We start from the raw sequence: 23,714 nt of genomic DNA on the forward strand, positions 1-23,714 counted from the left end.
TAATAGGGATTGAGTGAGGTTTTGAACAATGTATGGATGATGGTTGTAACAGCGAATGGCTGAAGAGTCATTTACAATTTTAATTTTTAAACAGATCAAACGATGTTAAACGCAAATGATGTTATCAGAAGATTAAAACAATTGCTAGGATTCAAAACGGATTTAGAACTAGCTAATTTATTGGAGATTAAACCCAATACCTTATCTTCTTGGAAGATACGGGAGACGTTGCGTTATGATAAAATTATTGAGGTATGCAAGCAACATAAAATTGACTTGAATGAGCTATTTTTGATTCATCCCAATACTGTTTATAAAGGTGATTTAGAGGATCGTGTAGTAAAAATGATTTCAGTGGATCATCATATTGAGTATTTTCTCAATCCAGAGAAGTGTTTAGCGACGTCACCTACTTGTGTTTTTCCAACGGAAGAAGAAGTTACGATTGGATTTCAACTCGGAGTTGAGAATATGTATCCTACTTTAAAAGTGAGTTCTTATTTGTTGTCAATGCCTATTGAAATAAAAGAGATGAAACCTTGGCATATTTATGTTTTAGTTGTGGAGAGCCGAGGTATTTTATGCTATCGTTTCAAGCGAAAGATGGAAAATGGTGAATACTTGTTTGTAAGTGATAATCCCGTTTTTGAAAGTATGACCTTGAGCATTGAAGATATTCGAACTGTATTTAGTATTCGAGGTGTCTTTTTACCAAGTGTCAAAAACTTAGTTGAATTTTAGGGAAGAATATAAAAAAAGAAGAAGTAAGAAGCCTCGTAAGAGGTTTTTTTTATGATCAAAATATACGTTTTACTTATAGAGTGCACTAGGTGATACGCCGTATTTTTTTTTGAAAGCAGTCGAGAAATGGCGCTGATTCTTGTACCCAATTCGATCAGAAATTTCACTGATATTAAGTGTTTGATCGGCGAGTAATGTTTTTGCATGTTCCATTTTTTCATGCGTCCAAAAGGAGATGACTGTCGTTCCAAAAAGTTCTTTAAATCCTTTCTTCAATATAAATTCATTGGTCCCTACGCGGTGAGCTAAATCCACCAAAGAATAGGTACTATCTAGATTCTGGAGCATGAAATCGCGTACGGCATAAATCTTGTCAATTTCTTGTTTCTTCAGTGATCCTTGATAGGGGGATTCACCGTAAAACTGTTCCAATTGTAGGAGTAAAAGCTCAATAACTTTGGCTTCTAAAAACAACCGTTTAAAAATACCCTGCTTATCACAATAGATAATTTGATGTAAAATTTCATACATCTGATGATTAATGGGATAGTGTTCAGGATGTAACAAGCTTGATTTACCCTGTTCAACTGCATTGCGAAAACGATCAAATAAGTGATGGTCATGCGGAAGGAAACGCTTGAAGAATTCGGGTCTTAAATTGATTTCACAGAGGTGGAAATCTTCACTTTCCCATTGCATGTGCCCTCCCAATCCATTGGTGTATAGAATATTATGTGAATGTGCTTCAAAACAAACAGGTTGGTCAAATTGAGAAGTACGCGCGGTGCTTTTACCTTTCATGGTGAAATGCATCTCAATGGTCTCAAAATCACTCTCAAACCCCAATAGCACTTTCTGGGTTAGCTTAACATTTCCAATCCCAATATGAACTCCATCAAAGTATAACTCTTTGTAGTAGCCCCGTCCCATAAAAGAATCTAAATACGTAACGCTTTCTTGTACAGTACCTCCTTCTAGTTCAAAAAAGGAGGTTGGATACTCTTTTTCTACTATCGTATGCTTGTGTTTAATATCATATAGTCGTAAAGTCATAAGCTAAATCTCCTTGTTTTTTTGACGGACTTTTTTATCCGTATTTGAGACATGAGGCAATGTTGTGCCCGTTATCTTTGCAAATATATCAATTGTTTAGAATGAATCTTAATAAGGAGGGTTTTTTTTCTAAAAAGGAAGAAACGGATGCGTTAGAGCGCTGAAGCTAGACAAAGAAAGGACATATCACTTTAGATTAAAAAGATGGAGAAACAAAAGGAACTTATTTTAGAAGGGAAATTGCCCAACGTAATGTGGCATCTGGCTTGGCCCGCTGTGGTTGCCATGGTTTTATATGGATTGAACAATTTTTTAGATGGGCTCTTTGTCGGCCATCTGATTAGTAATACCGCATTAGCTGCTGTAGGAGTTGCTTATCCTTTAGCGCAATTTGCTCAAGGTTTTGGTACGTTGATTGGTACGGGAATTGGTTCTGCTATTAGTATTTGGATTGGAAGAAAGGATACAGCCAAATTGGAGCAATCCATGGGAACTGTAAATTACCTTACCTTGTTGTTTTCTATTGTTTTGACCTTACCTTGTTATGTCTTTGCTGAAGAATTGGTATACATGATGGGGGGCAGAGGGGAAATCTTGACCTTAGGAGTGGAATATTTTCGTGTCACAATTTTGGGGAGTTTTTTCTGGATTCACGGCTTGGCTTTGAATATGATCATACGAGCAGAGGGAAGAATGAAAACGGCCGCTTGGATGATTGCGATTGGACTCCTTGTTGATCTAGCACTTAAGCCTGTTTTTATTGATACACTAGGTTGTGGGGTAGCAGGTGCTGCTTGGGCAACCAATATTTCCATGATGATCTATACGCTGCTTGGGGTATGGTATTATGCAAGTGGAAAGGCTTCTTTTCGAACCAAATTCTGGTCCTTACAGCGCAAGGCATCCATCATAAAAGAAACACTCGCTCTAGGGATGCCAGGTTTTATTATGATGGTGATGATTGTCATTCAAAATATTGTTGTCTTTAATGCTCTAGCAAAATATGGCAATGAGGCCGATATTACTTTTTTTACAGCTGTAAATCGATTCTATATTCTTTTGAATACTCCTTTATGGGGATTGATGCGTGCCTTACAACCCGTTACAGGGATGAACTATGGCGCTCAACAATATACGCGAAGTATTCAAGCTTATCGCTTGTTTTCTCTCGTCGGATTAGCAATCCTTTTGCCGTTTTGGTTGTTTGTTATGGCCTATCCTTCGGGTGTGTTGGCCGTGATGATTCCACATACTGAATTCTTCGCTCATCAGCTTTTCGATTTTCGAATTTATATGAGCGTATTACTCGTTTTGCCCTTTGTATTCATGGCCATGGTCTGGTTTCCAGCAATTGAAGATGCGAAACCCGCAACGATTATTAGCTTGCTTCGTCAAGTGGTGTTTTACATCCCCATCATGTTAATTGTGCCTGGAAAAATGGGAATCAGTAGCATTTATTGGGCTAGTGCGGCCATTGATTGGATCATTTTTGCCCTTATTCTTTATGCAGTAGCTAAAAGTACAACGAAATTAAAAATGAAAAATACCTCTTCTTAGTAAGAGAATCTCGCATAGAAGTATAACAAATTATATAATATAAATAAACATGAATTATTCAACGAAAATTAAGTGGTCTTTTGTTTCAGCTCTTATTGCCTCATTGCTTTGGGTTATTGGAGATATTCTCATCGTAGGGTTTTATGTCGATCCGGAAAAATACCCTTTATTTACAACTACGTATGCGAATGAGCTAGACACCACATTAGCGCTCTTGATGATAGAGGGGTCTACGCAACGTCTCATGTGGGGAGCGTTAATTGCTTCCATGTCTGCTTTTTTATTCCTCCCTGCTGTTTGGTTGGCGTACCAATTTTTTAAAGATAAATCGAAACCCCACGCTTGGATTACGCATTTTATCTTAGTGATTAGCGTGGTTTTAATGCCTTTGGGACATGCAGATTTTTTCTATAGTGGGGAACTGTTCAAAGCTATTTATCACACCGATGCTGTTGCACATCCATACCTTATTGAAATGGCATCTAGTTTTACTACAGTGCTATACATTGCTTGGGGAACGGCTATTGCTGTGTTGCTTTTGGGATGGCTGTTGTTTTCAATTTTAGTATTTGCAGGAAAAACAGTACTACCTAAATGGGTTGGGTTTATCTCTCCTGTATTTATTACGCTATACCAACAACCAATTAAAATGATGTTGCCTGATTCATTAGTAAAATCGTGGATTAGCGCCGCTGGATTTAATATCGCTTATCTTATTTTCTTTGTTTTGCTCTTTGTCTTTTTTAGAAGAACAAAGTTGGTAGCTTAGGTTTTTTTTGAGGGTGAGGCGGTGAGGGGGTGTGTTGATGAGATGGTGAGGCGGGGTGTTTGTGAGGCGGTGAGAGGAAGAGGCGGTGAGATGGTGAGATGGTGAGGCGGGGTGTTTGTGAGGCTTTTTTGCAAATCCTCTTTAATCGATAAACCTCCAACTTTACAAAAAAAAGCAACCTACATATCATATAAGTTATAATAGAAAACCAATTTACTTAAAAGCAAAAAACATCTTTACAAAAGACAATTTAACCCCAACGCAAGTCAAATAAAGAGCGTCAAATGTTTGAAAAGGCTGTAAAAATAAAAGGTGTTTGAGCGTAGCGAGTTCTTTTATTTTCAGACTTAAAAACTAATTTGACCTTTATTTGGGTTAGTTGAAGGGGTTTTTGTTTCTTTTTTACCCTTTAAAAAAGAAAGGGGTGTACTTTGTGAGGTTTACTCATCGCCTCACCAATCTCACCACCTCACCATCTATCCCCTCCCTTCAAATTATTATTTAGAATTATTCTTGTTAATAAACTTTTTTAGCATACTTTTGTTTTTATTTAAACTAAATATAAATAATAAGAGTGTTACGCAAACTTTTTCTATACAGTTTATTCGTGTCTAGTAGTGCTTTATTTGCACAGCATAAGGTGTCTTTGACAATTGAAGATCAAGAGCATCAACCCTTGCCGGGTGCTGTATTATACCTCAATCAAGTGGCTTATCCTGCGGATGTATGGGGGCATATTAATCTTGAAGTTAAAGAAGAGAAAAAAAGCAATGTAGTGGTGTATGTAGAAGGATATGAGCCAATGCAACAAACCTTAGACTTGGTTAATGGAAATTCGTATACCTTGCGATTAACCAAGGAAATAACGTTACTAGAGGATATTCAAATTGCAAAAGCAGCCGAACAGGAAGAAGTAAATCGCGACATTATGCGTGCCGTAGTAGTAGATACTAAAAGTCAAGTGTTGCGTTCAGCTTCTTTAAGTGAGTTGATGAATCGAACAACAGGAGTACGCGTCAGAGAAAGTGGAGGTTTAGGAGGTGAAGCGAGTGTAAATTTAAATGGTTTTCAAGGACAAGCGATTCGCTATTTTAAAGATGGGATTCCTTTAAATTACCTTGGAAATGCTTATGCACTTTCTACGATACCGCTTGATTTACTACAGAAGATAGAAGTGTATAAAGGGGTAATTCCCGTTTATCTAGCAAGTGATGCATTAGGAGGCGCAATTAATTTAGTTTCCAATAGCAATCAAGCCAATACCTTAAGAGCTTCTGCCGAATATGGATCTTTCAATACCATGCGAACGGCAGTACGTGGTCATTACAACCTCAATGATTACTTCTATGTGGGAGGGGAGTTCTTCTCCAATTATTCCGATAATAATTATAAAATCGATACCCCAGATCCTGAACTTGCCAAAGAAGTGGCGAAGGTTCGCTTATTTCACAATCGATACAGACAATATTATTCCAATGTATACCTTGGTGCGAAGCATTTAAAGGTGGCAGATCTTTTGCAGTTTGATTTGAGTTATTACACGTTGGATAAACAGATTCAACACAGTCCTACAACTATGCTTACGCCTTTTGGAGGGATTGAGGATCGTCAACACAGTTGGGTGCCTACGTTGCGTTACAAGAAGAAATTCGCACAAGAAAAGCTCTCTGTCGATCAGTTTTTAGCCTATAATGTGGTGAAAAGTAGGGTGAATGATACACTTCAAGGTCGTTATTCTTGGTTAGGAGAATTTTCTCCTAGAGGATTTCGAGGAGAAGGCGATCATCCAACGCAAGCCAAGATTGATATGACCTTCTTTACTAGTCGAACGTTGATTGGATTTCAGTGGAGTAAAACCCAACAGTTGTGGTTTAATAATACCTATACCTATACAAAAAGAGTAGGTACAGATGAATACGGAAAGAAAATTGAAGATACACAACAACCCATCATCGAAGTTCCTTCCTATTACAAGAAGAATGTTTGGGCTTTAGGATTAACGAGTCAGTGGTTTACTCAGCATTTGGAAACGACGGTTTTGTTGAAAAATTACAACTATACAAGTGAAGGACTCAATACAGCGTATCAAGTAGATTGGCGTACAAAAGATATACATGCCACAAGTAATACAGCTTGGGGATGGGCCCTAGCGGCAAAATATCAAGCAAATGACAAGATGAACGTCCGATTTTCTATTGAACAGGCGCGTCGATTACCAGGGTACAGTGAACTTTTTGGTGATAATCTCTTTATTGCTTCAAATTTTGACTTAAAACCAGAACAGAGTTTAAACTTTAATCTAGGTATAGAGCAACAATTTGGACGTTTGGAAGCTAGTGTACATGCTTTTTATCGCCAAACCAAAGATATCATCGTACTTACTGCGGGCAGTCCGCCTTTATCTCTTTTCGTGAATAAAGAACGCGCAGAAGGTCATGGATTTGAAGGAGATTTCACCTTTGCATTAACACCCACTACAAAACTCTACAGCAATTTTACTTGGCAGAGTATTCGCTATGGTCGTTTTGACAACCTAGCAGATCAATGGCTCAAAGGCAATCGCGTACCCAATATTCCCTATTTCTTTGCCAACCTTGGCGGCGAACATAAGTTCAAGCAATTGTTTACCAAGCAAGATGCTTTACTACTGTACGCACACGTCAATTTTGTGCGTGAATTTTATATTCAACCCATTGATAAGTCGATGGAACCCAGTGGCTTTTTAGGGCTTTTTGGAAAAAGTAAAGGCGACGTGAAAAATGTGGTTCCCGATCAAACTTCTTTAACGGCTGGTTTGGTGTATGAATGGCCTGCGCATGGTTGGTCATTGGGAGTAGAAGGACGAAATCTGTTGAACCAAGCGCTGTATGATTATTACAAAATCCAAAAAGCAGGGAGAAGCTTCTACCTGAAAATCAATTATAAACTCAATTAATCTATGCAAACAATGAAACGAATAGTATCCTTGGCTTTTATCTTGCCTTTAGTTTTGACGGGATGTTCATCAGATGATACTACACCCAATAATCCTGAACCACCAACAGGAAACGAGGCACACTATTTTGTCATGACTTTGACGGAAGGGAAAGGACCCATTAAAAATGGTTTTCTTAAAAGCTATCAAGACCTTCCAACAGGAAGTATCGACAATGCAACAGGAAATACCACGGCAGCTGGTGGAATGGGAGGATATCGTCAGTATGGTGAGCGTGTTTATCGCATGTTTGATGATAACAATGCCAGAAATTTAGGGCAATTTATTTTTGATGATCAAGGGTTTTATACTACAAAATCGATTGCTGTAGAACCTAAAATTGCAGGTTCGGGTAATTTCACTTTAACGAATGACAATCAAACGGGTTATTATTTTGAAGGGGCTAGTCCTACTGCAATTCAGCTTTTTGATCCAATTACGATGACTAAAAAAGGACAATTGGGCGATTATAGCACGCAAATTCAGCAGTTAGAAACCGATTTACAATTAACAGGAGTGAATTTCCGTGCCATTGGACAACATTTCTTAGCTGTAAATGGCGATAAATTATATGCAGATATCACGTTTGGTAAAAATCAAGGCGCTCAGGGAGGAATGTTTGATGGAGTTGCTCCAGACGTACACCTCGCAGTGATTGATTTAAAATCAGGAAATTGGATTTCGCATACCGCGGTGAAGAATACGGGTAATATTGCTTTTGTAGATGAAAATCCCCTCTACTATTTTGATGAGAATAGGGATCTATACTTGATTACACAGGGTATTAAATCAGGTGGTTTAGGCGATCAATCTAAAATAGCGCGAATTAAAAATGGATCTAATCAAGTAGATACCTCGTGGGAATTAGACTTTAATACGATGTTTGACCAAGTGGCTACTGGGAAATTCTCTACGATTTTTGTTGAAAAGGGAAAAATCATTACGCTAGTAAATGAGGTAACCTTGGCTGATCCTCAGTCTATCAACTTAACACCCATCTGGAAATACGTAGTGATTGATATTCAAACGAAAGCAGTTACACCTATCTCCATTGAAGGAGTAACCTTAGTAGAAACACCAGCTGCGGCATTGGGGGTTTCGAAAATTGATGCAAAGCGCTTTATCCGTGTGGTTAGCGAATCCAAATTGGGATTTTATGAGCTGTCTAGTGATTTCTTGACTGCAAAACCAGCAATTGCCATTGGAAAAGGAGGCAAACCTCAAGGATTATTTAAAGTGAATAGAAAGTAAAAGAATGAAGATAAAGGTATTAGTACTAATACTTATAGGAATGATAACCATGAATGTACAGGCTCAAAAGGGATATACCATACAAATTGACCTTCAGGTTGATGGAAAGGCCCTTACCCAGGATGCAATTTATATTACGGGAAATTTCAATCGATGGAACCCCAAAGAAGAACGCTATAAGCTACAACCCCAACAAGAGGGAACAGGGAAGTATAGTATAACCTTACAGGATATCCCGGCAGGAGTATTGGAATATAAATTTACCCGCGGTTCTTGGCATACGTTGGAATGTTCGCCTCAAGGTCGGTTGATTAATTTACACGATTATGTGATTGAACACGATCAAACGATTCAAGAAACAATAGTGGCTTGGCGAGATCAATATCCTGCCTCCACAGCACCAGAACACCTTATTGTGTTGGAAAATTTTATTATGCCAGAGCTACATCGAACACGTGCGATTCGCATTTATCTGCCGAAAAATTATAAAACTACGCAACAAGCTTATCCCGTTTGGTATATGCATGACGGCCAAGATTTATTTGATGAAGCTAGTTCAGAAGGGCGATTAGGACCGGTAGAATGGGGAATAGATGAAACGGTGGAACGCTTAGGTGATCAGTATATTATTGTGGGTATTGACCATGAATATGAGAAAAATAGAAGAGAAAAAGAATATGCTTTTTTTCCTACAATTCAAACACCAATTGCAGAAGGAAAACAGTATTTGGCTTTTATTGTTCAGACCTTAAAACCTTATATCGATGCGAATTATCGCACCTTAAAAGACAAAGAACATACCGGTATTGCTGGAGGTTCTCTAGGTGGGTTAATTTCCCTTTATGGCGGATTGACCTATCCAACTGTATTTGGTAAAGTTGGCGTTTTTTCACCATCCCTTTGGCAAGATCAACAGCAATTACAAGCGTATATGGATGGGTTTACTGCAGAACATATTCAGCAGTTGCAAGAACAATACTATTTCTTTTATGCTGGTGGAAGAGAAAATCGAAAAATAGGACAAGGCGAAGTGGTTCACATGGATGAAGATGTTCAAGCTTTTGTTCAACAAGTAGAAGTGCGTTTTCAGCTGCGTAAAGAAGTTAAAATAGATCCTATGGGAAAACATGGTGCTTGGTATTGGCAACAAGCTTTCTCGTGGATGATAGAATTAAATAATCAATTAAATATCAAATAATTATGAAATACACAAAACAAATTACTTTGGCAGGTGCCTGTTTATTGGCGCTATCAACAACGGCATTTGCACAAACTATAGATAAGAGTCAAGCGGTTGGAAAAGGATTGTATGAATTGACGTATAACAGCGGAGATAACGGGGTTTATGTAGCGTCAGTTGTTGATTTCAAAAATAAAGAAGGAATCATTTACAAGTTGAATGGCAATACATTAGCCGTAGAAAAAGAAATTAATGTACAAGGAAATCCAGTGTTTGGTATTGCTGTGAATGAGAAAACACAAAAATTATACGGAACCAATACTATTACCAATGCAATTACTGTGGTCAATCTGAAAACAGGAGAGGTAAAGGTCATTCCTGGTACACATGAAAAAGGACACAATAGAGAAATTGCGATTGACGAAAGTACCAATACCATTTATGCTTCTGATACACAAGAAGAAGGGAAAATATGGGTGATTAACGGGAACAAAGATACCTTAGAAGGATATATTGAAAATACGGGAATTTTCACTGCTGGTTTGGCTTTTGACCGTCAAACAAATAAGCTATACGTTACCAATATGGGAACAAATGAAGTTGCGATTATCGACCCAAAAACGAAGAAAGTAGTGAAGAAATTTGCTTCTGGTGGAGAGAGCCCAATCAATGTGGCTATCGATGAGGTAGGCCGAAGATTGTTTGTAACGAATTCCTCTACAGGACTTACCATTTTACATGCTGATTCAGGTGAGCTTTTAAAAGTAGTAAAATTTAAAGGGGGGTCTTTAGGTGTAAAATATGCACCAACAGCAAATAAAATTGTTCTAGCGAATAGAGAAAGTGGTAAAACAGCGATTGTCGATGGTAAATCATACGAGGTTGTAACAGAATTAGAAACAGGATCCCATCCAAATACAGTGGCAGTTAATGTGAAAACAGGAACGGCTTATGTAACGAATAAAACAAAGCGTATGCCTAAAGAGGAAGGAAAAGAGCCTCAAGTGGATACGAATGGAGATATTGTGAGTAAAATCCAATTGTAAGTTGAAACGTTAGATTTTAAATTGTAAAGTGGGTGATCTTTTGGGTCACCCACTTTTTTTAGGTCCTACCACCATCCACCACGAAGGGAAATCAACTTTTTTCAATCGTTTCCTTTGGTATGGCAATATAATATTGCCCCTAGTGCATTCATCGTGTGTCTATAAAAAACCTTTTTTTAATGGACATACTATGGACGCACTATGGAGTCACTATGGACATACCATGTCTCGTCCTACTATAATTGTACAGCTATAGTTAATAATCCTACTTAATACTGTACAGATTTTTATTAATCCTTTTATTACTGTACAGGTTGTTATTTTTTCTTTTTAGGCACTGCTTTTATTTCTATGACTGGCTCTATAGAGCGCTATTTTAGCTAAAAGATATAGGTAAAAAGGCAGAGAAAATAACCCAAAAACTTTTAGTTCCAACAGAAGAACCTTACCTTAGTAGAGGTTACTTTTTATACCTTATCGATGAAACCCATCCAGTATCGTGTTCTGTTCGTCAATTTTTTAATAGCCGCTTTATTGGGGCTACTGTTGAGGGGCGCTTTTGTTTTTCCAATCGAAGGAATGACCTTTTTATACGTCTTACATGGGCATTCGCACGTTGCTTTATTGGGTTGGTTGTATCTCTTGGTTTACTTGCTATTGGTTGATCAATTTGCCCTGCAAAATCCTCGAGAAGAACGCTTTTATCGCCGTTTGTTTTGGGTAACACAGGTTGCTGTGTTGGGGATGGCAGTCACTTTTCCTTTTCAAGGCTATGCTGCACCATCCATCTTCTTTTCAACCTTGCATATTATTTGTTCTTATTGTTTTGTCTATCGCTTATGGAGGTATCATCGCATAACAAATAAGCAACAAGCCCTTTGGGTCAAAACGGCCCTCTTCTTTATGGTGTTTTCAACACTTGGAGTCTGGTTTTTAGGACCTGCGATTGGCATGATGGGAAAGGCAAGCGCCTTTTTTCAATTGTGCATTCAGTTTTTTCTACATTTTCAGTTTGATGGCTGGTTCTTTACTGCTTTTATTGCGTTATTACTTCCCCAATTCTTTCCGAAAGGAATGGAAAAGAAACCGTTTCAGCGTTTTTACACGCTGTGGATTACTTCTGTTGTACTGACTTATGCCTTACCTGCCAGTTGGTATATAGCAGCACCTAGTTTATATTATATCAATGGAGTAGCGGTACTCTTGCAAACGCTAGCTTTCGGATATGGGATAAAACCACTATATCAGCAATTAAAACAAGAAAAAAGAAATCAAGTCAAAGACCATCAAGCAAATTACAACCTAGCTTTAGCTGTTTTTGCAGGAATATGTCTACTACTTCGTCTGATTACGCAATTTGCCGTTTTAAATGCGGCCTTTGCTGAGGAATTAAAAGGAATACGCAGCTGGATTGTTAGCTTTATTCACCTCAATATGCTTGGCCTTTTTACTGCTCTTGGTTTGCTATTGCTGATTCAAAAGAGAAAACTAGCTCTTACAATTTGGACAAAAGTAGGAATCTGCTGTTTGCTTTTAGGCTTTAGTAGCACGGAAGGGATACTGGCTATACAAGGAGCACAGCAGTTTTTTCGAGTTACTTGGCTAGACGCAGAAACCAGTTTTATACTGTTATTTGGGTTTTCTATTTTCTTACCCGTTAGCGTGGTTTGTTTTTTAGTTCATGGTAAAGACCAACCATAAACTGCCAACCGTCAACCGTAAGGCATAAAAAAAGCTGGTATAAAACCAGCTCCTTTTTATTATGCATCGAGATTTCTAATTTGTTGTAATTTATCTTGCCAGATTTTCAACTCATCTCTGTATTTCTCAATATTTTTATTTACTTCTTTTACCAATGGATTGTCTTTCGTTGCATTAGAAACGTATGCTAAGTTATTTTCTAATTGTAAGATTCCACTTGTAATTTCTTCAATTTTACGCTGAATAAAGATAGCCTCTTGTTGTAATTTGCGCTTGTCATTTGATTCTAATAAATCATCTAATTTATTAGAGAATTTCATCGCTTCAGCTTCTCTTTTACTCAAACTTAACTTATCGAATAATACATCCAGGATTTTGTTGAATTTCCCTTCGATAAAGCGCTTGTTATGTGGTACATTTCCAAGGCTTTTCCACGTATTAATCTTTTCTTTAATCGCTTCTAAATCTGCTTTGTGTTCACCAACTAACGTAAAAGATTTCAACTCTTCTAAGAATTCTTTTTTCTTGTTGTAGTTTTCATTTCCTTCCTGGTTTTCGTTATTTCTAACGGTATGCAAACGATCAAAGTAATAATTACAAGCATCTTTGAAGTCTTTCCACAATTGATCCGAGTATTTTCTTGGTACATGACCGATTTTCTTCCAATCTTCTTGTATTTGCTTCATGATAGGAGTAACCTTATCGTATTCCTCACTATCCTTGTATTTTAAAGCTTTTTCAATTAGAGCAAGCTTTTCGTTGTAATTTTTCTGTTGAACTTTCTTTAAGTCTTTGTAGAATTTATTCTTGTTTGCATTGAAATTTCTCGTTGCCAATTTGAATAAGTTCCATACTTCCTCATTATTCTCTTGAGGCACCTTACCAATAGAGAAGAAGTGATTGCGAAGTTCTTCTACTTTTTTAATCTCTTTCTGCCATTGGCTGTGTGAAGTGATTTCCTGTCTTGATAAAAAGTCAATTTGACTAATAACATGAACTTTTAATCCCAAGTTTTCTTTCTCCCCTTCGCGTAAGTTTTCGAATAATAGTTCGCGTTTATCGTGTAACTGCTTCGTTAAGTCACTGAATTTCTCCCAGATCTCTTCTCTGATTTCACGATCAACAGGCCCAATTTCTTCTCTCCAAATACGGTGTAGGGTTTGAAGTTCTCTAAAGGCTTTGATTACATCATCTTCCTGAAGTAATTCTTCAGCACGTGTGATGATCTTTTGTTTTTGATCTAAATTGTATTTAAAATCTAAATCTCTTGATTCTCTATCTAGGTGTAATTGATCGTAGAAACGCTCAATGTGGAAATGATAGTTATTCCAAACGTGATTGTATTTATCTTTTGGAATAGCTCCTGCATTTTTCCACTCATCTCTTAAATCACCTAATAATTTAAGAGCATCTGTTTTATTTTCACTCGTATCAACAAGATCTTTAATGCGATCAATAATGTTGAGACGCTTGTTTAAATTTGTCGTTAAGTTGTTTTGCAATTCCTTATAATACGCATTTTTCTTCGCTTTAAAGTCATTGTAAAACGCATCAAAAGTAGCTTTTAAAGGGAGGTTGTATTCAAAATCACTTGCATTTGCATCGGGATTTTCCTCTAAGAAAGCTTCTTTTTTCTCTTCTATTAAATCACTGTATTGTCTGTAGAATTCTTTCTTAATGTCTTCTACAAGATCTTTAATGGTTGTGATTTTATAGCCTTGAGTAAGCTTTTGTAACTCAGCGGTGAGTTGTTCCATATCAAGCTTTTCGTAGTCAAGGACGGTGATGTCATTTTTCTCATGTACATCATTGTCTTCGCCTTCTTCGGCATTTGATGCAGTAATGGAATCTAGAGCTTTCTCTCTTTCAGCAAGATGTGCAGAATTTGGCGTATTTGATTCCGGATTTTGTCCATCTGCTAGCTCGTGCAGGTTTTCATTCTTTTGTTCTAACATAGGTATAAAAATCTTATAATTAACAACAATAATCCTCGTTTAGGATATTTCTAATATTCTCAAATTTAATAAAAAATATCTAATGTAAGCGGAATTATTACGATTAATACGCAATAAATAATCTTGTTTTGGCGAATTTAATCTTGTTCAAATCGCTTAGACCATATTTTATACGCTTTTTCTGCCTGTAGAACTAACATTTCATGCCCATTTTTAGTGGTTGCTTGCTGTTCTGCCGCCAAACGCAAGAAAGTGGTTTGCGCCGGATTGTAAATCAGGTCATAAACCAGATGCTGATTGGTCAAGTATTGGTATGGGATATTGGGTTTTGCCTTTACATCAGGGAAAGTCCCCAGTGGAGTTGTATTAATTATAACCGTGTATTGTGTCATGATTGCTTGGGTCAATTCTTCATAGGTCAATTCCGTATCTTGTTTGGTACGGCTGACAAACTTATACGCAATTCCCAATTTAGCTAAGGCGTATTCAATAGCCTTACTAGCACCACCAGTTCCTAGAATTAAGGCATGGGTATGTTGTTTTTTTAATAAGGGTTTTAATGAATGGTAAAAGCCATACCAATCTGTATTATATCCCTTGAGCTTGTTTTTTCTGGTAATGCGAATTGTGTTCACCGCACCAATAGCTGCCGCTTTTTTAGATAAGCTATCTAAATAGGGGATAATAGCCTGTTTATAAGGGATGGTGACATTGAGTCCCTTCAGGTTGTCAAAACGCTCTAAAATGTCGCTAAATTCGCTGATTTTAGCAAGATCAAAGTTGCTGTACTGACTATCTGTGAGTTGAAGTTGTTTGAATTTCTCGGTAAAATATTCTTGAGAAAAGGAGTAAGCGATGTCTTTCCCAATTAAACCGTATTGTTTCTTAATCATAGCATAAGGTATTAAAATGAAACAGCTATTCACGCAAATGAATAGCTATTTTCTTATGGGGTGTAATCTTTAATGGCTTGTTGTAAGAGGGGATTCTCCCATTGTGCAGGGAATAAAGTTTCAATGATCGATACTTTGTCAAAATCCGCAGCAAACCCTTTTTCTAACCAGGTTAGTGCTTCCTCATTTTGGTGCGTGGCGAAATAATAGACTGCTAGGCGATAGTAAATTTCCACAGCATGCGGATGAGTTTCTTCAATTTGCAGCAGTTTATCAATGGCGCTTTCATACTCTTCTAAAAGATAGAGGATATCTGCCCAATCCATCCAGTAATCGAGGATGTATTCTCCAAGTTCAGTAGCCTTGCGGTACCCAACTTCTGCTTCTTTGAATTGCAGTAAATTGCGATTCAATACCGCATATCGAATCCAATAGCGCTCGTTTAACTCATCAATATTAATAGCCTTTTGCAAGGTTACTAATGCTTTGTCAAATTGATTCTCTTTGATATAAATATCCGTTAAAGCAATCCATCCTTTGTCTAACATTGGATCTTCATGCACGGTTTTCTTGTAATATTGAATCGCTAAAGGGAAGTTGTTTAAGGCTTCATAACAGATTCCAATACGCAATAATACATAAGACGAAGGAGCATCTAGCTCTAGCGTAATCATGTAGTTATCAATAGCCTCTTGGTATTGCTGTAGCTTTTCAAGTGATTTTCCCTTTTCTAAGTAAGCACCTAAGAATTGTTCGTCAATCAGTGTTGCATAGCTGAACGCCCAAACGGCTTTGTCGTAATTCTTTTGTGCATAGTATTGTCTTCCAAGTTGATGCCATGCAATCTCACTATAGGGATTCTTATCAATAAAAGAATTCAAATAAGTGATTGCTGCTTCGTTTTCATTTAAGAAATCAAAACAGTAGATGATGTTATACAACGTTGATTGATCCTCATCGTCATTTTCTAAACAAAGGATAAAACTTTGTTTGGCCTTTTCAATTTCGTCAATAAACAAGTATTCCATACCCAAAAGGGAATAGATATCTGCTAAGTCTTCCGTAATGGTTAAGGCTTTCTCTAGGGCTTTAATCGCTTCGAGGTGGTTTCCTTTTTTAGAGTAAATACTCGCTCTATGGATGTAAACCTCGTCGTTTTGTGGCTCTACTTGTTCTATTTCATCTAGCAGGCGATCTGCTGCTTCTAATTTATTTTGAAAAATTAATATTTCTACTTCAACGAGTTTTAAACCGATAGAAGTAGGGTGTTGGTCCAAAGCTAATTTTAATGCTTTCTTGGCCAAGTTGATTTTACCTGAATCCAGGTAATGAAGTATGATATTCTCAAATTCTTCAGAATCAAAAAACAAAATCTTATTCGTTTTGAGCATTGACTCAAAACGAGCAAGTGATAAGTTGTTTTCTTCTTCTTCGTTTTTATTGAAATCCATTGCTTTTTATTAGTGCGTTAGTGAAAAAGGTTATAAGCCTAACTCTTCTTGAACTTCATTTAAAGCCTCTATAATCATTGCACAACCCGCTGCAATTTCCTCTTCACTAACTGTTAGTGGAGGGGTGATGCGAATTGCTTTTCCTTCGAATAGAAGCCAAAACAAAATTAAACCTTTTTCTTGACATTTTAAGATAACGCGGTTAGTAATATCACTACTAAGCGTCATAGGAGCAATCATTAATCCTCTTCCTCTGATCTCTGTAATCAAAGGGTGGACAAGTAATTGTCTGAATAGTTTTTCTTTTTCTAAGGCTTGTTGCATGAGATCTGTTTCTACCAGCTCTTTGAGCGTAGCTAAACTTGCAGCAGCAATAACGGGATGTCCTCCAAAGGTCGTAATATGCCCAAATTTAGGATTATCATATAACAAATCCATGTGAGCATCACTAGCGGTGAACGCACCACAAGGCATTCCACCTGCCATTCCTTTTCCCATTACGATAACATCTGGAACAACGTCGTAGTTTTGGAAGCCAAATAGGGTTCCTGTACGCCCAAATCCCGGTTGAATCTCATCGACAATCATCAATGCACCCACCTCGTCACAGCGTTTTCTTACTTTGGTTAAAAAGCCATCAAAAGGCTCTACAAATCCCGCTCCTCCTTGAATGGTTTCTAAGATAATCCCCGCCGTACGTGTTGTGATTTTTTCTAAATCTTCTACACTGTTAAAGTGGATAAAATCTACATCTGGAAGTAGGGGACGGAACGCGCGCTTGCGGTCTTCAAATCCCATAACACTCATGGAACCCATCGTATTTCCATGATAAGCATTGAAGCAAGAAATCAACTGACTTCTTCCTGTAACGCGTTTAGCTAATTTTAAAGCTCCTTCTGTTGCTTCAGTCCCTGAATTGACTAAATAGGTCTTATTTAATGGAGCAGGGATATTTTCGGCTAAAATCTTACAGAATTCCACTGCAGGGTCTTGGATATACTCTCCATATACCATCACGTGTGAATACTTGTCTAGCTGATCTTTAATCGCGTTGTTTACCTTCGGGTGTTGATGCCCTAGGGTACAAGCAGAAACTCCCGCTACGAAGTCTAAATATGCTTTTCCGTTTTTGTCGTATATATAAGAGCCTTTTGCGTGGGAAATCTCCATTGCTAAAGGATTGGGTGAAGTCTGTGCTTGGTATTTAAAAAAATCTTCTTTCATTTTATTTAGAGGTTTTTTTCTCTTTTGTCTGTTGAGGCTCCGCCTCTGGATTTAAAGTTTCCTTTTGAATCTCTATCGGTTCTTCTGCCTCTTTTTGTTTTTGTTCTCGTTCTTCTTTCTTATCGGCTTCTTCTTGAATTTCTTCGTCGCTGAAAATCTCCGCTAAGGAATTGATTTTTTCATCCCCCCGCCAGAGGAAATCTTTTAGAAACCTTGCATTTTGGGGTAACATCTCATCGGGATAGAGCTCACTTTCAGGTGAAACAAATAGGGTGACCGTACTAATTTCATTTTCACTGAAGCCTACGTTGATGTGGCTACAAATCCCTTTATCTATACCGATAAATTCATTTTTCTCATTGTACGCATAGTAAATCATCTCCGCATTTTTAACCAAGTCTAATTCACTAAGCTTATTATCTCTAAATTTACCGTAGAGATTGACTCCCTTGACTTGATTATATCCCGTACCAATGGTGTCCTTTTCAATGATAAACGCATTGTTGAGTACTTTAATGGAATCCATTTGGTTCGTCTGTAAATTGTTGATTAAATGCATGACTTCACCTGTAACTTGGCTATCGCCATTCCACAAAACAGGACGTCCAATTAGCTGGGTTAACCCCAATCGCTCACTTGAATGAATTGAATCGGCTTTTCCACTCATGCTATCTCGAAAGATTCGAGCATCGTGATACCCGCGGATAATTCGATCTTTCTCTGGTCCTGTCAATACAATACGCTTGGCGTGAAACCAAACCGAATCTCCTTCTTCTGTCAGCATACTAACCAACGCTTTTTGCGTGACAAACATGGAGTCTTTTAACTTGTAAAGCTCCGCATAATGCCCGGTTATTCTTGATTTATTGATGGTATCAGTAATGCGAACATGATTAGTCGCAGAAGCAAATTCATTGAGCTTGTTATAGTAGATAGAATCGCCTTCTATTTTCCGTTGATTATACCAGATATGCGAGTTTTTGACCATTTTTCCTAAGTCGTGTTTGACGTCGTAATAGCCATTTTCTGTATAGATGTAGTCATCTTTATTTGTAATGGTCGATGGACCAAATACATACGCATGCTCTGGAACTTCATAGAAGTCCAAGTGATTGGATTTGACAATTGTTCCTTGTGTGGTTGTAATCGTAACTGCCGTAAAGAATTGGAATTTCTTTTCGGACATCAAGTATTTTCCTGATTTACTTTTTAAGATGTTGCCTTTGTTTACAATCGTTCCTGGCGTATTATAGTAAATCAAGTTCTCATTGCGGTTGAAGCGCAACGTATCTGTTTCTAATGTTGAATCGGGAGAACGTACAATTACATTTCCTTCTGCATAAGCAAATCCATTAATCGCATTGTATTCTGCATATTTACTATCCAGAAATAAGGTATCTCCTTGATTCATTCTTACATCACCCAAAAGTTTGATGTAATTCTCTTTCTCAAAGTAATAGGCTTTGTTGCAATTGAGTATAATTCCGTTGTGTTCTGCCGTGATATTTCCCCTGAGTAAGGTCGCATCAGGCAATTCCGCTTGATTTCGATCTGATAAATCCGCATGGTGAATGATAATCTTGTTTTTATCTTGGCTAAAACTAGGAATGCTAATTAACGTGAATAGGATAAAGAAGTATAATGTTCTCAAGTCTATATTTTTTTCAAATTTAAACAAAATATGCGAAGTTCAATTTGACTTAAGAATAAATTATAGGAATATCAATGGGAGAGGGGGCGACAGGGGGAGGTGGTGAGGGGGTGAGCAAAGGTGAGGCGGTGAGAAGGTGAGGGGGTGAGCAAAGTAAATGTTCGATTAAAACAGAGTTCTTTCTTTAGTTGATAAAACCCACGATTTCACAAAGCACGAATCTCACCAATCTCACCACCTCACCAATCAATTGAAGAGGCGTTGAGGGGTGAGGCGATGAGCAAAGTAAATGTTCGATTAAAACAGAGTTCTTTTTTTTAGTTGATAAAATCCACGATTTCACAAAGAGCAAACCTCACAAAGCACAGCTCTCACCATCTCACCATCTCACCATCTCACCACCTCACCACCTCACCAATCTCACCAATCAATTGAAGAGGCGGTGAGGGGGCGAGGCGATGAGCAAAGTAAATGTTCGATTAAAACAGAGTTCTTTCTTTAGTCAATAAAACCCACGATTTCACAAAGAGCAAACCTCACAAAGCACAGCTCTTACCATCTCACCACCTCACCCATCTCACCCTCTCACCACCTCTTCGCCTCACCTTTTTTTGGTATAGAATTTGTACGTACTCACAATAGCATCCTATGCATGGGTTACTCCAAAAAAGTGATAGGCTATTTCTTAACAGCGCTATCAAAAGATAAACCGTTTATATTTTAAACGCAAAGAATCCCCCTCATTTATGGGGCTGTCAATAAGGGTTTAAGGAGGCAAGTACAAGAGAAAAAATCGAACAAAGAATAAGAGAAGAGAAAGACTGCAGGCTTCCGCTTCGTTTTTTGTATGCGCTATTGTTGCCTTTGGTTAATGCCCATAAAGAAAGCGACTGTACACCTAAATCAACTTCTATACTAGGAAGGAAGTTGATGTGTATACTTATTTTTTATTCCGTTGAATCGTGGTAAAAGTACATCATGGAGTAGTTGCCGGTGATGGGGAGATCTTGTGTATTGACTAACTGTAAATTATTAATTATGATGAAAAACGAAGAAAGACAGGCATATAGGGCAGCCGTATTTTTTGATGGTACGGGAAACAATAAAGTAAATGCCCGAAGAGACCCAGATAAATTTGGTGTAATAACGAACATTACTCGTTTATTTGAGGCCTGTGTAGTCTCAGATAAACTATATGTGGAAGGTGTTGGCACATTGGATAATGAGGATGATTCTCAATGGGCGAAAGCAACGGGAAACAATCCTATTGGTTATTCGGGGTATGGGTATGATGATAAATTGAGCAAGGGACTCAACTTTTTAGCAACCTTTCGACAAACCGTACCCAATGAAGAGGTTCATCTCCTTGTATATGGCTTTAGTAGAGGAGCGGCCTTAGCTCGGGATTTCGCCAAAAGAGCCTTAGCTTATTCAAATGTTAGGATTCAATTCTTAGGTATTTATGATACCGTAGTTTCGCTCTTGCGATTAACAACTCCTGAGATTCACTTTACCAATCAGGATATGGAAAGAATTGATCAGATTTTGCATTTAACTGCCATTAATGAAGCGCGAAATTATTTTCCTCTAACCAGTATTCAACAACGGAATGGAGCACAAGGATTACTTGCGATTGAAAACTATTACACACCCAAAGTAAAAGAGGTTTTTGTGCCTGGGGCTCATGCAGATGTAGGTGGAGGATATGCAGAAGGAGCAGAAAATGTGCTCTTGCGCAAGGGAGCAGCTTCCTCTGATACCCTAGGAGATGAGCTAACGATAATTAGAAGTACAGTAGTGGATTTTTTTAGTTGTTCTTCTTCACAAGCGATTTGGAGTAATCTTTTAAATGAATCTGTCGTATTGGAACCCGTTTCTGGTGGATATAATTTGGAATCAAAACGAAACAACGTGAAAGTAGATCTACCTGTGGTGTATTTTGAAGTCATGACTGCTTATTCTAACTTCTCCTTACAGCAGGATGCTTTTGAGGTTACTTCTACTGTTACAATTGCGGATTTGCAAGTATTGAAAGATAGTTTATATACTTACTTACAGACGAATGTTCCACTAAAAGGGGCTTGTTTTGCCTATGCAAATTATGCTGCATTTACCCATATTTCTTCTAATTATGGAGTTCTCAACCAGATAGACGTACAGTTTAATCAAGAGGTGAATACATTTAGTCCAGCGCTCTTATTTCAGGAAATTGACACAATAAGAACGGCTTGTTCTTCAGCGGATTTAGAACAACTTAATGAGGGGATGGTCTATCAATCTTTTAGTTTAGCACCATGGGATATCAATGCACCGAATAACAAAGAATGGCATCGCAAAGTGATTTATGGATAGGAAATCGAGAGGAAGGTAAGGTATCATCGAACCAATGGCGAAGGTGTTCTTTTTCTATTGTCATATAAGAAAAAAGTCCCACTTCTCAAGAAGTGGGACTTTTATTATTTTACAATGGTTTGTTTTCTATCCGGACCAACAGAAACAACTTTTACTGGAACATCAAGGTAATTTTCAATGAATTGAATATACGCTTTTAATTCAGTAGGAAGTTGATCATAGGATGTCATTCCTGTTAAATCTGCATTCCAACCTTTGATTTCTTCGTAGATTGGCTCTACGTTTTCAGGTTCGATATTGTATGGAAGATAGTTGATTGTCTCTCCTTTGTACGTGTACTTGGTACAAACTTTCAATGTTTCGAATCCAGATAAAACGTCTGCTTTCATCATGTAAAGTTCAGTAACACCGTTCACTTCAACTGCATATTTTAATGCAACTAAATCCAACCATCCACATCTTCTTGCACGACCTGTAACCGATCCAAATTCTCTACCAACTGAAGCCATTGTAGCTCCAACTTCGTCATGAAGTTCTGTAGGGAATGGTCCACTTCCAACACGTGTAGTATACGCTTTAAAAATACCAAATACTTCTTGTACGCGGTTTGGCGCAATTCCTAAACCTGTACAAGCACCAGCTGCTGTAGTATTTGAAGAAGTTACAAAAGGATAGGTTCCAAAGTCAATATCTAATAATGACCCTTGAGCTCCTTCTGCTAAGATTGTTTTTCCTTCTTTCAATGCGCGGTTTAAATACTCCTCGCTATCAATGAAAGTTAACTTTTGTAATTCTTTAACTGCTTGGAAGAATTCTTCTTCTAATTCAGGTAAATTATATTGCATATCCACATCGTGGAATTGAATCATAGATTCATGTTTGTCTGCTAATGTGCGATATCTTTGTTCGAAATCCTCTAATTCAATATCACCAACACGAAGACCGTTTCTACCCGTTTTATCCATATAAGTAGGACCGATTCCTTTTAATGTAGAACCGATTTTTGCTTTTCCTTTTGCAGCTTCAGAAGCAGCATCAAGTAAACGGTGCGTAGGAAGAATTAAGTGCGCTTTTCTAGAGATCAATAAACGATTAACAAAGTCAATTTTGAATTGCTCTAAACCTTCAATTTCTTTCATGAAAACAACAGGGTCAATTACTACACCGTTTCCGATGATGTTGATTGAATCTTTATGAAAAATACCAGAAGGAATTGTACGAAGAACGTGTTTAATTCCGTCAAATTCTAAGGTGTGTCCTGCGTTTGGTCCACCTTGAAAGCGTGCAATAATGTCGTATTTTGAAGTAAGGACATCCACAATTTTCCCCTTACCTTCATCACCCCACTGCAAGCCAAGTAGTAAATCTACTGCCATTCTTTTGTGTTGTTAAAGTTTTAAATTAGTTGTGTTAGGATTCAGACTCTTCTTCATTCGTTTTTCTATTGCCATAGAAATACAACGAGTGATTGTGAATCTCAATATTAAAAATATCTTCTATTGTTTTTTTAATGGTTTGAATACGAGGATCGCAAAATTCAATCACTTCTCCTGTATCAGTTAAAATGATGTGATCGTGCTGTTTGTCAAAATATGACTTCTCGTAATGTGCCTGATTTTGTCCAAATTGATGTCTTCGAACTAAACCACACTCTAATAAAATTTCAATAGTATTGTACAGCGTAGCTCTACTTACTCGATAGTTTTTATTCTTCATTTTGATGTACAAAGACTCGATATCAAAATGCTCTTCACTATCGTAAATTTCTTGTAAAATAGCGTATCGTTCAGGCGTTTTTCGATGACCTCTTTCTTCTAAAAATTTCGTAAAAACGTTTTTTACTATTTCTTGATTATTCTCGCTTCCCATAACTAAATACTAAAATGCAAATATAGTTGTATTTTCTCTTGTGAGAA

At 37.5% G+C, this 23,714-nt stretch carries 17 protein-coding genes; 9 read left to right on the plus strand and 8 right to left on the minus strand.

The features are described 5' to 3' along the window. Positions 1 to 102 precede the first annotated feature (102 nt). A complete protein-coding gene (locus AWV75_RS06570; protein WP_060873621.1) occupies positions 103 to 741 on the plus strand; it encodes a helix-turn-helix domain-containing protein in 639 nt (212 codons plus the stop codon). A 69-nt stretch (positions 742 to 810) separates the two neighbouring features. On the opposite strand, the gene AWV75_RS06575 is transcribed toward AWV75_RS06570, so the two are convergent. Beyond that, positions 811 to 1,794: a helix-turn-helix transcriptional regulator gene (locus AWV75_RS06575; RefSeq protein WP_060873622.1), complete on the minus strand. Its 984-nt coding sequence runs from the start codon at positions 1,792 to 1,794 to the stop codon at positions 811 to 813. Between the two features lie 204 nt (positions 1,795 to 1,998). Here AWV75_RS06575 and AWV75_RS06580 point away from each other — a divergent pair, with 204 nt between their 5' ends. The 7 genes from AWV75_RS06580 (at position 1,999) to AWV75_RS06610 (ending at position 12,272) form a co-directional block, all read left to right on the plus strand. Further along, positions 1,999 to 3,351 carry an MATE family efflux transporter gene (locus tag AWV75_RS06580; RefSeq protein ID WP_060873623.1) on the plus strand — a complete coding sequence of 451 codons (1,353 nt, stop codon included), beginning with the start codon at positions 1,999 to 2,001 and terminating at the stop codon, positions 3,349 to 3,351. Between the two features lie 49 nt (positions 3,352 to 3,400). Continuing rightward, positions 3,401 to 4,120, plus strand: coding sequence for a DUF6796 family protein (locus AWV75_RS06585; protein ID WP_060873624.1), 720 nt, complete (start codon positions 3,401 to 3,403; stop codon positions 4,118 to 4,120). Positions 4,121 to 4,694: 574 nt separating this feature from the next. Then, positions 4,695 to 7,055 carry a TonB-dependent receptor plug domain-containing protein gene (locus AWV75_RS06590; RefSeq protein WP_060873625.1) on the plus strand — a complete coding sequence of 787 codons (2,361 nt, stop codon included), beginning with the start codon at positions 4,695 to 4,697 and terminating at the stop codon, positions 7,053 to 7,055. Between the two features lie 12 nt (positions 7,056 to 7,067). Beyond that, complete coding sequence (locus tag AWV75_RS06595; RefSeq protein WP_231738027.1) at positions 7,068 to 8,345, plus strand: hypothetical protein; 1,278 nt, start codon at positions 7,068 to 7,070, stop codon at positions 8,343 to 8,345. Between the two features lie 4 nt (positions 8,346 to 8,349). Next, the gene (locus tag AWV75_RS06600; RefSeq protein ID WP_231738028.1) at positions 8,350 to 9,543 is read left to right on the plus strand and encodes an alpha/beta hydrolase; all 1,194 of its coding nucleotides are present in this window, start codon (positions 8,350 to 8,352) and stop codon (positions 9,541 to 9,543) included. 2 nt (positions 9,544 to 9,545) lie between these two features. Further along, positions 9,546 to 10,571, plus strand: a complete 1,026-nt coding sequence (locus tag AWV75_RS06605) for a YncE family protein (protein ID WP_060873628.1) — start codon at positions 9,546 to 9,548, stop codon at positions 10,569 to 10,571. A gap of 480 nt (positions 10,572 to 11,051) precedes the next feature. Next, the gene (locus tag AWV75_RS06610; protein WP_060873629.1) at positions 11,052 to 12,272 is read left to right on the plus strand and encodes a hypothetical protein; all 1,221 of its coding nucleotides are present in this window, start codon (positions 11,052 to 11,054) and stop codon (positions 12,270 to 12,272) included. Between the two features lie 59 nt (positions 12,273 to 12,331). Here the strand turns inward: AWV75_RS06610 and AWV75_RS06615 are convergent, their stop codons facing one another. The 5 genes from AWV75_RS06615 to AWV75_RS06635 form a co-directional block, all read right to left on the minus strand. After that, positions 12,332 to 14,227 carry a DUF349 domain-containing protein gene (locus AWV75_RS06615; RefSeq protein ID WP_060873630.1) on the minus strand — a complete coding sequence of 632 codons (1,896 nt, stop codon included), beginning with the start codon at positions 14,225 to 14,227 and terminating at the stop codon, positions 12,332 to 12,334. A 137-nt stretch (positions 14,228 to 14,364) separates the two neighbouring features. Then, positions 14,365 to 15,120: a shikimate dehydrogenase family protein gene (locus tag AWV75_RS06620; protein WP_060873631.1), complete on the minus strand. Its 756-nt coding sequence runs from the start codon at positions 15,118 to 15,120 to the stop codon at positions 14,365 to 14,367. A gap of 53 nt (positions 15,121 to 15,173) precedes the next feature. Then, positions 15,174 to 16,571: a tetratricopeptide repeat protein gene (locus AWV75_RS06625; RefSeq protein ID WP_060873632.1), complete on the minus strand. Its 1,398-nt coding sequence runs from the start codon at positions 16,569 to 16,571 to the stop codon at positions 15,174 to 15,176. 30 nt (positions 16,572 to 16,601) lie between these two features. After that, the gene (locus AWV75_RS06630; protein ID WP_060873633.1) at positions 16,602 to 17,795 is read right to left on the minus strand and encodes an aspartate aminotransferase family protein; all 1,194 of its coding nucleotides are present in this window, start codon (positions 17,793 to 17,795) and stop codon (positions 16,602 to 16,604) included. A 1-nt stretch (position 17,796) separates the two neighbouring features. Further along, the gene (locus tag AWV75_RS06635; protein ID WP_060873679.1) at positions 17,797 to 19,446 is read right to left on the minus strand and encodes an OstA-like protein; all 1,650 of its coding nucleotides are present in this window, start codon (positions 19,444 to 19,446) and stop codon (positions 17,797 to 17,799) included. 1,038 nt (positions 19,447 to 20,484) lie between these two features. On the opposite strand from AWV75_RS06635, the gene AWV75_RS06640 reads away from it, so the two are divergent. Next, positions 20,485 to 21,798 (plus strand): T6SS phospholipase effector Tle1-like catalytic domain-containing protein, encoded by a 1,314-nt coding sequence (locus AWV75_RS06640; RefSeq protein WP_060873634.1) that lies wholly within the window; start codon positions 20,485 to 20,487, stop codon positions 21,796 to 21,798. A 104-nt stretch (positions 21,799 to 21,902) separates the two neighbouring features. On the opposite strand, the gene AWV75_RS06645 is transcribed toward AWV75_RS06640, so the two are convergent. After that, the gene (locus AWV75_RS06645; protein WP_060873635.1) at positions 21,903 to 23,174 is read right to left on the minus strand and encodes an adenylosuccinate synthase; all 1,272 of its coding nucleotides are present in this window, start codon (positions 23,172 to 23,174) and stop codon (positions 21,903 to 21,905) included. A 34-nt stretch (positions 23,175 to 23,208) separates the two neighbouring features. Further along, on the minus strand, positions 23,209 to 23,667 hold the full coding sequence (locus AWV75_RS06650; protein WP_002991826.1) for a Fur family transcriptional regulator: 459 nt from the start codon (positions 23,665 to 23,667) through the stop codon (positions 23,209 to 23,211). Positions 23,668 to 23,714 lie beyond the last annotated feature (47 nt).

Source organism: Myroides odoratus (assembly GCF_001549985.1).
GTDB classification, from domain to species: Bacteria; Bacteroidota; Bacteroidia; order Flavobacteriales; family Flavobacteriaceae; genus Flavobacterium; species Flavobacterium odoratum_A.